This is a genomic window from Sphingomonas sp. RIT328 (assembly GCF_000632225.1).
GTDB lineage: Bacteria > Pseudomonadota > Alphaproteobacteria > Sphingomonadales > Sphingomonadaceae > Sphingomonas > Sphingomonas kyungheensis.
Genome location: NZ_JFYV01000009.1, coordinates 86,624 through 98,256 on the forward strand (window position 1 = coordinate 86,624; position 11,633 = coordinate 98,256).

Here is an 11,633-nt window from a genome sequence, read left to right on the forward strand (position 1 = left end):
GCGGCAAAGGCGCCGTGCGGGAACGGATATTGCGTTGAATGCGGGCCCGGTCAGGCCTTTTCCCACAACCCGCGTCCGCCCCCTACAGGCACGCCTCCAGGAACGCCTGATCGAAGCCGAACTGCTTCGCCTTGTCGAGCGTGTACGGGCGCAGGCCCATCGAGCGGTATTCGCCGATGATCTTGCCGTCGGCGCTCTCGTCGAGATATTCGAACTTGAACAATTCCTGCGTGACGATCACCGGGCCTTCCATGCCGATCACCTCGGTGACGTTGGTGACGCGGCGCGACCCGTCGCGCAGGCGCTTGACCTGGATGATCAGCTCGACCGAATCGGCGATCTGGCGGCTGATCGCCTCCTTCGGCACCTTGATGTCCGACATCATCACCATGTTCTCCATACGCGCCAGCGCCTCGCGCGGGGAGTTGGCGTGGAGGGTGCACATCGAGCCGTCGTGACCGGTGTTCATCGCCGCGAGCATGTCGAAACATTCGGACCCGCGGATCTCGCCGAGGATGATGCGGTCGGGGCGCATACGCAGCGCGTTCTTGACGAGGTCGCGGATGCTCACCTCGCCCTGGCCCTCGAGATTGGCGGGCCGCGTTTCGAGCGGCAGCCAGTGCGGCTGCTGCAGGCGCAGTTCGGCGGCGTCCTCGATCGTCAGCACGCGCTCGCCGGGGTCGATCATCTTCGACAGGGCGTTGAGCATCGTCGTCTTGCCCGAGCCGGTGCCGCCAGAGATGACGACGTTGAAGCGGCTCGCGCCGGCGATCTTGAGCGCGGTCGCCATCTTCGGGCTCATCGAGCCGAACCCCGCCATCATGTCGAGCGTGATCGGCTTGGCGGAGAATTTACGGATCGAGATGGCGGTGCCGCGCAAGCTCAGCGGCGGGACGATGACGTTGACGCGGCTGCCGTCCTTGAGGCGCGCGTCGGCGAGCGGCGTGGTCTGGTCGACGCGGCGGCCGACCGAATTGACGATGCGCTGCGCGATCTGGAACAGATGCTCCTCGTCGCGGAACTGGATCTGCGCGAGTTCGAGCTTGCCCTTGCGCTCGACATAGGTCTGGTCGGGGCCGTTGACCATGATGTCGGTGATCGCCGGATCGGCGAGCAGTTCCTCAAGCGGCCCGAGGCCGAGCAGCTCGTCGACCAGCACCTTCTCGAGCGCGAACTGTTCGCGGCGGTTGAGCGTCAGCTTGAGCTCGGCGAGCACCTCGCCGATGATCGGGCGGAATTCCTCGGCGAGCTCGTCCTTGCCGAGCGTCGCCGCCGCTTCCGGATCGACCCGTTCGAGCAGGCGGGGCAGCACCTGTTCCTTGATCTTGTGGATCGAGGCCTCGAAGCCCTCGTTACGGCTGCTGCCGGCGTCGCCGCTGGCGTTCTGCCGGTCGGTGAGGCGCTGGATCGCGTCGACCGTGCCGGCGGGCATCATCGCGCCCGCGTCATCGCTGCCGGGCAGCGGGATCGTCTCGATCGGCGGGAACTGGCTGCCGGCGGCGTCCTCCGCACGCGGCATCGCGCCGCCCTGCATCGGCCGCGCCACGCCAAACGCCGGCCGCACCGGCTGTCCGCTCATTCCGTTCCGACGTCCGAACGCGCTCATACACCTATCCTCGACCTTCGGCGTTCAGGCCTAGGCAGGAGAGTTTGAGATTTTCCTAACCAAACCAAAACGGTAGCGATGCAGCCTGGATGCCGTGCTTGACAGGGCGGCGCCGCTGCCGTTCGAAGGCGCGCGATGCGCCGCCTGCTTCTTCTTCTCGCTCCGATCTGGCTGCTGTTCGGCGCCGGTCCCGCCGCCGCCGACGATATCGGCGCGACCGCGCGCGGCGTCGTCCGTGTCGTCACCATTGCGGTGGTCGACGGGCAGGTGGTCGGCTTCGGCCACGGCAGCGGCGTCGCGATCGCGCCCAACCGCATCGTCACCAATGCGCACGTCATGGAGCTCGCCGAACGCTATCCCGACAATGTCGTGATCGGCGTCGTGCCGTCGGAGGGCGACAAAAGCTATCAGGGGCGCGTCGTCGCCTATGACGCCAAGCGCGACCTCGCGCTGATCGAATTTGCCGGCGCGCGGCTGCCGCCCGCCGCGCTCTACACCGGGCCGGTCGGGGAGGGTGATGCGGTGATCGCGCTTGGCTATCCCGGCAACGTCGATCTCGCCACCGCGCAATCCGCCGCCGACTATATCCGGCCGACGTCGCCGGTGCGGTCGGAAGGCGTCTTCTCCGGGCGACGCAGCCTGACCGGCACCGAGGTGCTGCTCCACACCGCCAATATCGCGCGCGGCAATTCGGGCGGGCCGCTGCTCGATCGCTGCGGCCGGGTGATCGGCATCAATTCGGCGATCACCCGCGGCGAGGAGGGCGACGGCTCGTTCGGCTTCGCGATCGCCGATACCGAGCTGGCCGCCTTCCTGCGCGAGGCGAAACAGCCCTATGTCGCGGTCGGCACGCCCTGCACCTCGATCGAGGAACGGCTGCGCGACGACAGCGAGGCGGATGTCCGCGCCCGCACCGATGCGCTGACCCGCCAGCGCGACGCCGCCACCCATGCCGAGATCGATCGCGAGGAGGCGCTCGCCCGCGCTCGGCAGGCGGCGCAGACGAGGCGCGAGAATGTGATGGGCGTTGCCGGGCTGCTGCTCGTGCTCGGCGCGATGGGCGTCGGCGCCGCGGCCTTGTGCGCGATCCAGCGGCGGCGACGCGCGGCGCTATGGGCGGGCGGCATCGGCGGCCTGACGATGATCGTCGCGATCGTCGTCTTCGTGCTGCGCCCGGCCGCCGAGCCGACGCATCCGCCGGTGTCGGTGGTGGTCAGCCAGTCGGTGCCCAATGCCCCGCTCGGCAAGTTGGTCTGCACCTTCCAGCCCGATCGCAGCCGCGTCACCGTTTCGCCGACCAGCGACGTCGCGTTGCGCTGGGGGCGCAGCGGCTGTGCCGGCGGCGTGCAATATCTGCCGACCGCCGACCGGTGGGAGCGGGTGGTGGTGCCCGATCAGGAGCAGACCGTCTCGGTCGTCACCTTCGATCCGGTCACCCGCCGCTATACCGACACGCGCTACATGCTCGGCGCGCAGGCGATGGCGCAGGTTCGCAAGCAGCAGGCGCAGGCGGATCAGGGCAAGGCGTCGCAATGTACCGTCGATCCCGCCGCGATCGAACGGATCGCGCAGCAGCAGGCGGCGATCCGCGCGCTGCTGCCGCCGCTGCCCAATGAGAAGCTCGTCTATAATTGCCATGCGGGCTGACACGGGTTTACCCTCGTGCCGCAGGGGGGGGATGAGGATGCGGTTCGGCAAAATTTGGGTGTCGCTGCTCGCGCTCGCCGTCGCACAGCCAGTGGCGGCGGAATGGTATGAGGCGACGTCGAAGCATTTCATCGTCTATGCGCAAGGCAGCGCCGATCTCGTCCAGAAGCGCGCCGAGCGGCTCGAATGGTTCGACGGCCTCGTGCGGATGTTCAACGCCATCCCGGCGAACGAGGGGGACGGATCGAACAAGCTCACCGTCTATGTCGTCGCCGACGACAGCGCCGTCCGCCGGCTGTTCGGCAAGGGCGGCGACCATATCGCCGGCTTCTACCAGGGGCGGGCGAGCGGATCGGTCGCCTTCACCCCGGCGCGCGACGAGCGGCCCGACGACATCAATGCGCTCCACCCGCAGGTCGTGCTGTTCCACGAATACGGGCATCATCTGCTGCTAGGCAATTACGAGACCGCGCTGCCGGCGTGGTTCGGGGAGGGCTATCCGGAATTCCTCTCCACCGCGAGGTTCGACAAGGACGCCATCTGGCTCGGCACGCCGGCGCAGCATCGCGCCTATGATCTGCTGATGGCCGCGCCGCTCAGTGCGGAGCAGCTCTTCTCGCTCAACATGTCGCAGAAGCTGCGCGATACGCAGACGGCGGCGCTTTATGCCCGCGGCTGGCTGCTCACCCATTATCTCGTGATGGACCCGACGCGGAAGGCCCAGCTCGACGCCTATCTGCGCGCGCTCAACGCCGGCACGCCGGGCGCGGAGGCGGCGCGCGCCGCCTTCGGTGATCTGCGCACGCTCGACAAATCGCTGTCCGCCTATCTGCACAAATCGACGATGGCGGCATACCGGATACCGATCACGCGGCTGCCCAAGCCGGTGGTCAGCGTCCGCGCGCTGTCACCGGGCGAGCGCGAGATGATTACGCTGCGGATGCGCTCGGACCGCGGCGTCAACCGCGAGACCGCGCAGCCGATCCTGGCGGAGGCGACGCCGATCGCCGAACGCTATCCGAAGGATGCAGTGGTGCAGGGCTGGTTCGCGGAAATGGCGCTCGACGCCGGGCGGCTCGACCTCGCCGATGCCGCCGCCGACCGGGCGCTGGCGATCGACCCGAAATCGTCGCAGGCGCTGGTCTACAAGGCGCAGGTACACCTCCGGCGCGCGTCGGCCGCGCACGCGACGGACCCGGCAGTGTGGCGCGAGGCGCGGAACTGGCTGCTCCGCGCCAACAAGATCGACACCAACGACGCCTATGCGCTGCAGCTCTTCTACCAGAGCTTCCGCATGGCGGGGACGCCGCCGACCGACAATGCCAAGGCGGCGCTGCGCCGCGCGCATGAGCTGGTGCCGCAGGACGAGGGCCTGGCGCTGACCTATGCGGTACAGATGCTGCTCGACGACAAGCGCGACGCGGCGCGGCTGGTGTTGCGCCCGCTCGCTTATTCGGCGCACAGCCAGACCGACAATCCCGCCGCCCGCCTGCTCGCCGCGCTCGACGCCGGCAAGACCGGGCCGCAGGCGCTCGCCGCGCTGGGGGCGCCGCTTATGATCGAGGATTGAGCCGGCTCAGTCGCCGCTCTCCCGCGCCAGCAACGCGCGCTTGCGCGCGACGCCCCAGGCATAGCCGCCGAGCCCGCCGTCGCTGCGGGTGATCCGGTGGCACGGCACCACCACGGCGAGCGGGTTGCTGCCGCACGCGGTGCCCGCCGCCCGCGTCGCGCCGGGGCGGCCGGCGGCGGCGGCGAGTTCGGCATAGCTGCGCGTCTTGCCCGCGGGAATCGCGCGCAGCGCCTGCCACACTGCCTCCTGAAAGGCGGTGCCGCGCACGTCGAGCGGCAGCGTCGTATCCTGGCTGCGCCCCTCGACCAGCGCCACCACCGCGGCGGCGAGCGTGGCGAGCGACGCATCGCCCGGCGTCACCTCGGCCTGCGGGAAGCGCGCGGCCAGCGCCGCTTCATCCTCGTCGAAGGCGACGCGGCACAGCCCCCGGTCGGTTGCCGCGACGAGCAGCGGCCCGAGCGTCGTCGCCGCGATCGTCCAGCGGATCGTCACCCCGGCGCCGCCCCGCGCCCAGGCGGACGGCGTCATGCCGAGCCGCTGCGCGCCCTCGGCATAGAAGCGGCTCGCCGCACCATAGCCGGCGTCGTAGATCGCTGCGATGACGCTCCGCTCGCGCTGCAACGCGCTGCCCGCGCGTTCGGCGCGCAGCGCGCGCGCATAGGCGGCGGGGCTGACCCCGGTGGCGCGGGTGAACAGCCGCTGGAAATGATGCGGCGCATAGCCGACCCGCGCCGCCAGCTCGGCGAGCGGAAGCGGCGACGCGGCGGCGGTGATCGCCTCGATCGCGGCGGCGACCGCGCGGCTGTCGCGCGCGACCGCGTCGGGCGTACAGCGCAGGCAGGCGCGGAACCCCGCCGCGCGCGCCGCCGCGCCGTCGGGGAGGAAGCACACATTCTCGCGCCGCGGGTGCCGGGCCGGGCAGCTCGGCCGGCAATAGATGCCGGTGGAGCGCACCGCCGCGACGAACTGGCCGTCTTGGCGCCGGTCGCGCGCGGCAAAGGCGGCCCAGGCCGCATCCTGATCGATCGTCGTCATATGAGGTGTCTAGCCGATCGCGCCGCGGCGCTCATCCCGCGGCTTGCGGTCAAAGCCCGCTGCCGACCACCGGCGGCAGGCGGCGCAGCGCCGCGACATCCTCCGCCCCCGCCGCCAGCGATGCGACCCGCGCCAGGCCGCGGCTGATCTCGCCGCCGGCGCGCGGCAGCAGCACCCGCGCCCGCAGATAGCGATCCGCCGCCTCGCCATAGCGTTCCGCCGCCTCGGCGCAGAGCGCAAGGTCGTACATCGTCGGGCCGTGATCGGGCGCGTCCTGGTCGATCGCGGCGAAGGCGGCGCAGGCGGCGGCGGGATCGTGCTTGGTCAGCCGCACCGCCGCCTTGAACCGGGCCGCCAGCGGCGGCGGCAGGCCGTCGCGCGTCTCGTCGAGGCGGATCGTATAGTCGGCGGGTTTCGGCGCGAGGTCGTCGCGCGTCTCGGCGGCGACCGATTCGATCATCGCCGCGACGCTGGCCGCGACATTGCCGGGAACGCCGCCATCCTCGCACCAGTCGTGGCGATCGTCGCGCGTCCTGACCGGCGCATAGCGGCCGCGGCCGTCGAGCGTGAGGTCGGCGCGCAGCGTCACCGTCCGCCGGATGCAGCCAACGCTGTAGCGCTGCCGCCGCACGCATTTGCCGTCCTTGGTCTCGGCACAGCGCTCGCGCGGCTCGCGATAGGCGTCGTCGACCACGCCGACGCTGGTCCGGCCGGTGAGCACCGCATCGGGGCGCAGCGACGCCGCGATCACCCGGACATGGGGCAGGGGCTCCCGGTCGAGCGCGCGCAACCGCCGCTCGATCGCATCGCCGAGCGCCGCCCCGTCCGCCCCGCCGAACGGGCCGACCGCGATCGTCGACAGCCGGCGGGCATCGCGCGCGCCCGCCGCGAACACGCCGGTGACGTGCAGCGTCTCCGCGGCGGCCGGCGCCGCGGCCAGCATCGCCAGTCCGATCAGCCCTGCCGAAAAACGCTGCACAGCCATGGGAGCTCCTCTAACACGGCCAATCTGAACCCAGGCTGCCGGCATCGGTAGTGCCGAAGCGTCAGCACTTTGCACCCCCCTGTACTTGCGCTTGCCGCCCCCTCATGCTAGCCGCCCGCCACCCATAGCAGGCGTGCATCGCGCGCCCTCTTCCCCATGGGCCAACATTTCGGCACGAGGACTTCAGCTCCGTGGAGACATCCGGCGGTATTCAGGCAAGCTTAGGTGGGCGCTATGCGATCGCGTTGTTCGATCTCGCGCGCGACGCCCGCACGATCGATACCGTCGAAGCCAGCCTCGCTGCGGTCCGCGACGCGCTCGCGCAGAACGCCGACTTCCGCGCGCTGACCACCAGCCCGCTGGTCGCACGCGGCGCGGCGGTAAAGGCGGTGCTCGCCACCGCCGATCTGCTCGGCGTCGACGGCACCACCAAGAATTTCCTCGGCGTGCTCGCCGAGAACCGCCGTCTCGGCCAGCTGCCTGCGATCATCCGCGCCTTCCGCCAGCTCGCCGCGCGGCATCGCGGCGAGGTCGCCGCGGAAGTGGTCAGCGCGCATCCGCTCGACGGCGCGCAGGTCGATGCGCTCAAGCAGCAGCTGCGCCAGCGCGTCGGCCGCGACGTTTCCGTCGACCTGTCGGTCGACCCCGAACTGCTCGGCGGCCTCGTCGTCCGCATCGGTTCACAGATGATCGATTCGTCGATCCGCACCCGTCTCAATTCTCTCGCGCAGGCGATGAAGGGCTAACTCACGATGGATATCCGCGCCGCAGAAATCTCGAAGGTCATCAAGGACCAGATCAGCAACTTCGGCACCGAGGCCCAGGTCACCGAGACCGGCCAGGTGCTGTCGGTCGGCGACGGCATCGCGCGCATCTACGGCCTCGACAACGTCCAGGCGGGCGAGATGGTCGAATTCGCCAATGGCGTGCAGGGCATGGCGCTCAACCTCGAAGCCGATAACGTCGGCGTCGTGATCTTCGGCTCGGACGCGGAAATCCGCGAGGGCGACATCGTCAAGCGCACCGGCACGATCGTCGACGTGCCGGTCGGCAAGGGCCTGCTCGGCCGCGTCGTCGATGGCCTCGGCAATCCGATCGACGGCAAGGGCCCGATCGTCGCCGACAAGCGCAGCCGCGTCGAGGTCAAGGCACCCGGCATCATCCCGCGCCAGTCGGTGAGCGAGCCGATGCAGTCGGGACTCAAGGCGATCGACGCGCTCGTCCCCGTCGGCCGCGGCCAGCGCGAGCTGATCATCGGCGATCGCCAGACCGGCAAGTCGGCGGTCGCGATCGATACCTTCATCAACCAGAAGACGGTCAACGCCGGCTCGGACGAATCGAAGAAGCTGTATTGCGTCTATGTCGCGGTCGGCCAGAAGCGCTCGACCGTCGCGCAGCTCGTCAAGACGCTCGAAGAGAATGGCGCGATGGAATATTCCATCGTCGTCGCCGCGACCGCGTCGGAGCCGGCGCCGCTGCAGTTCCTCGCGCCCTATACCGGCACCGCGATGGGCGAGTTCTTCCGTGACAACGGCATGCACGCGCTGATCGTGTTCGACGATCTGTCGAAGCAGGCGGTCGCCTATCGCCAGATGTCGCTGCTGCTGCGCCGTCCGCCGGGCCGCGAGGCCTATCCGGGCGACGTCTTCTATCTGCACAGCCGCCTGCTCGAGCGCGCCGCCAAGATGTCGGACGCGAACGGCGGCGGTTCGCTGACCGCGCTGCCGATCATCGAGACGCAGGCGGGCGACGTGTCGGCCTATATCCCGACCAACGTGATCTCGATCACCGACGGCCAGATCTTCCTCGAAACCGATCTGTTCTTCGCCGGCATCCGCCCGGCGATCAACGTCGGCCTGTCGGTCAGCCGCGTCGGCTCGGCCGCGCAGACCAAGGCGATGAAGAAGGTGTCGGGCAGCATCAAGCTCGAATTGGCGCAATATCGCGAGATGGCGGCGTTCGCGCAGTTCGGCTCGGACCTCGATGCCTCGACGCAGCGCCTGCTCAACCGCGGCGCGCGGCTGACCGAACTGCTCAAGCAGGCGCAGTTCAACCCGATGCCGTTCGAGGAGCAGACCGCGTCGATCTTCGCCGGCACCAACGGCTATCTCGACAAGGTCGCGGTGCAGGACGTGACGCGCTACGAGGCGGCGATGCTCGCCGACCTGCGCGCCAACCACGCCGGCGTCCTCACCAAGATCCGCGAGACGCGCGATCTCGGCGACGAGGCCAAGTCGGGGCTCAAAGCCGCGCTCGACCAGTTCGCGAAGACCTTCGCGTAACCGCTCAATGTGCTCCCGCGAAGGCGGGAGCCCAGTACTGGGTCCCCGCCGTCGCGGGGATACATGAAGGACAACAATGGCGTCGTTGAAGGCCCTCAAGATCCGGATCAACTCGGTCAAGTCGACCCAGAAGATCACCAAGGCGATGAAGATGGTCGCCGCCGCGAAGCTGCGCCGGGCGCAGGAAGCGGCGCAGGCCGGCCGTCCCTATGCCGAGCGGCTGGAGGCGGTCGTCTCCAGCCTGTCGCGGCAGCTCGCCGGCGGTCCGGGCGTGTCGCCGCTCCTGTCGGGCACCGGCAAGGATCAGGTGCATCTGCTCGTCGTCGCCACCTCGGAACGCGGCCTCGCCGGTGCGTTCAACACCAACATCGTCCGCGCCGCCCGCCGCAAGGCGGAGGAGCTGGAAGCGCAGGGCAAGACCGTGCGCTTCTATCTCGCCGGCAAGAAGGGGCGGGTGCTGCGCCGCTTCTACCCCAAGGCGATCCTCGCCGATCATGAGCTTGGCGGCCACAAGACGCTCGGCTTCCAACAGGCGCGCGAAGTCGCCGACGATCTGCTGGCGCGTTATGCCGCGGGCGAGTTCGACGTCGCGCATCTGTTCTACGCCAAGTTCGTCTCGGCGCTGGTCCAGCTGCCGGTCGGCCGTCAGATCATCCCGGTCGCGGTCGAAGAGGGCAATGCGCCCGTCGCCACCACCTCAGCCGGCGCCGTGGTCGAGTATGAGCCGGACGAGGAACAGATCCTCGCCGACCTGTTGCCGCGCAACGTCGCGATCCAGATCTTCCGCGCGATGCTCGAGAACGCCGCGTCGGAACAGGGCAGCCGCATGAACGCGATGGACAATGCCACCCGCAACGCGGGCGACATGATCAATCGCCTGTCGATCCAGTACAACCGCACGCGCCAGGCCGCGATCACGACCGAACTGGTCGAGATCATCTCCGGCGCCGAAGCGCTCTAACGAATCCGAAGCAGGAAGAACCGCCATGGCCACCGCCGCAGACGACATCCGCCCGACCCAGTCGACGGGCAGCAGCAACACCACCGGCACGATCGCCCAGGTCATCGGCGCCGTCGTCGACGTCCACTTCCCGGACAATCTGCCCGCGATCCTCTCGGCGCTAGAGACCGACAACAACGGCAATAGGCTGGTGCTCGAAGTCGCGCAGCATCTCGGCGAGAACACCGTCCGCACGATCGCGATGGACGCGACCGAGGGGCTGACCCGCGGCCAGACGGTGCGCGACACCGGCTCGCAGATCAGCGTCCCGGTCGGCCCGGCGACGCTCGGCCGCATCATGAACGTCGTCGGCGAGCCGATCGACGAGCGCGGCCCGGTCGCCACCGATCTGCGCGCGCCGATCCATGCCAAGGCGCCCGAGTTCGTCGACCAGTCGACCGAGAGCGCGATCCTCGTCACCGGCATCAAGGTGATCGACCTACTCGCGCCCTACGCCAAGGGCGGCAAGATCGGCCTGTTCGGCGGCGCCGGCGTCGGCAAGACCGTGCTGATCCAGGAGCTGATCAACAATATCGCCAAGGGCCACGGCGGCACCAGCGTGTTCGCCGGCGTCGGCGAGCGCACCCGCGAGGGCAACGACCTCTATCACGAATTCCTCGACGCGGGCGTCATCGCCAAGGATGCCGAGGGCAATCCGATCAGCGAGGGCTCGAAGGTCGCATTGGTGTTCGGCCAGATGAATGAGCCGCCGGGCGCCCGCGCCCGCGTCGCGCTGTCGGGCCTGACCATCGCCGAATATTTCCGCGATCAGGAAGGGCAGGACGTGCTGTTCTTCGTCGACAACATCTTCCGCTTCACCCAGGCGGGCGCGGAAGTGTCGGCGCTGCTCGGCCGCATCCCGTCGGCGGTGGGCTATCAGCCGACGCTGTCGACCGACATGGGCGCGCTGCAGGAGCGGATCACCTCGACCAACAAGGGCTCGATCACCTCGGTGCAGGCCGTGTACGTTCCCGCGGACGATCTGACCGATCCGGCGCCGGCGACGTCCTTCGCCCACTTGGACGCGACCACCGTGCTCAATCGCGCGATCTCGGAACTCGGCATCTATCCGGCGGTCGATCCGCTCGATTCGACCAGCCGCGTGCTCGAGCCGCGCGTCGTCGGCCAGGAGCATTACGACACCGCCCGTGCGGTCCAGTCGCTGCTCCAGCGCTACAAGTCGCTGCAGGACATCATCGCCATCCTCGGCATGGACGAACTGTCCGAAGAGGATAAGCTGACCGTCACGCGCGCGCGCAAAATCCAGAAGTTCCTCAGCCAGCCGTTCCACGTCGCCGAGGTCTTCACCGGCATCAGCGGCAAGTTCGTGCAGATCGAGGACACCGTCCGCTCGTTCAAGGCGGTGGTCGACGGCGAATATGATCACCTGCCCGAGGCGGCCTTCTACATGGTCGGCGGCATCGACGAGGTGGTCGCCAAGGCCGAGAAGCTCGCCCAGGAGGCGTAACCCTATCAAAACCCCTTCCCTTCAGGGGAGGGGTTGGGGT

Annotated in this window: 9 protein-coding genes; 6 read left to right on the plus strand and 3 right to left on the minus strand. The window is 69.1% G+C overall.

Going from position 1 to position 11,633, the window contains the following annotated elements; all coding sequences use genetic code 11:
• Positions 1 to 82: 82 nt before the first annotated feature.
• A complete protein-coding gene (locus BW41_RS05495) occupies positions 83 to 1,606 on the minus strand; it encodes a CpaF family protein (protein ID WP_200870351.1) in 1,524 nt (507 codons plus the stop codon).
• A gap of 135 nt (positions 1,607 to 1,741) precedes the next feature.
• Here BW41_RS05495 and BW41_RS05500 point away from each other — a divergent pair, with 135 nt between their 5' ends.
• Positions 1,742 to 3,253: a S1C family serine protease gene (locus BW41_RS05500; RefSeq protein WP_037532204.1), complete on the plus strand. Its 1,512-nt coding sequence runs from the start codon at positions 1,742 to 1,744 to the stop codon at positions 3,251 to 3,253.
• 31 nt (positions 3,254 to 3,284) lie between these two features.
• Positions 3,285 to 4,823 (plus strand): hypothetical protein, encoded by a 1,539-nt coding sequence (locus tag BW41_RS05505; protein ID WP_235199551.1) that lies wholly within the window; start codon positions 3,285 to 3,287, stop codon positions 4,821 to 4,823.
• A 6-nt stretch (positions 4,824 to 4,829) separates the two neighbouring features.
• Here BW41_RS05505 and ada read toward each other — a convergent pair whose 3' ends face one another.
• Together ada and BW41_RS05515 are read right to left on the minus strand one after the other, a co-directional pair.
• The gene (gene ada, locus BW41_RS05510) at positions 4,830 to 5,858 is read right to left on the minus strand and encodes a bifunctional DNA-binding transcriptional regulator/O6-methylguanine-DNA methyltransferase Ada (protein ID WP_037532208.1); all 1,029 of its coding nucleotides are present in this window, start codon (positions 5,856 to 5,858) and stop codon (positions 4,830 to 4,832) included.
• Between the two features lie 49 nt (positions 5,859 to 5,907).
• Positions 5,908 to 6,843, minus strand: a complete 936-nt coding sequence (locus BW41_RS05515; protein ID WP_235199560.1) for a hypothetical protein — start codon at positions 6,841 to 6,843, stop codon at positions 5,908 to 5,910.
• Between the two features lie 191 nt (positions 6,844 to 7,034).
• Here BW41_RS05515 and BW41_RS05520 point away from each other — a divergent pair, with 191 nt between their 5' ends.
• The 4 genes from BW41_RS05520 to atpD all read left to right on the plus strand — a co-directional run bounded on the left by BW41_RS05520 (position 7,035) and on the right by atpD (position 11,593).
• Complete coding sequence (locus BW41_RS05520) at positions 7,035 to 7,589, plus strand: F0F1 ATP synthase subunit delta (RefSeq protein ID WP_037532210.1); 555 nt, start codon at positions 7,035 to 7,037, stop codon at positions 7,587 to 7,589.
• Between the two features lie 6 nt (positions 7,590 to 7,595).
• Positions 7,596 to 9,125 (plus strand): F0F1 ATP synthase subunit alpha, encoded by a 1,530-nt coding sequence (gene atpA, locus BW41_RS05525; protein WP_037532212.1) that lies wholly within the window; start codon positions 7,596 to 7,598, stop codon positions 9,123 to 9,125.
• A 76-nt stretch (positions 9,126 to 9,201) separates the two neighbouring features.
• Complete coding sequence (locus BW41_RS05530; protein WP_037532215.1) at positions 9,202 to 10,086, plus strand: F0F1 ATP synthase subunit gamma; 885 nt, start codon at positions 9,202 to 9,204, stop codon at positions 10,084 to 10,086.
• A gap of 25 nt (positions 10,087 to 10,111) precedes the next feature.
• The gene (atpD, locus tag BW41_RS05535; RefSeq protein WP_037532219.1) at positions 10,112 to 11,593 is read left to right on the plus strand and encodes a F0F1 ATP synthase subunit beta; all 1,482 of its coding nucleotides are present in this window, start codon (positions 10,112 to 10,114) and stop codon (positions 11,591 to 11,593) included.
• Positions 11,594 to 11,633: the final 40 nt, after the last annotated feature.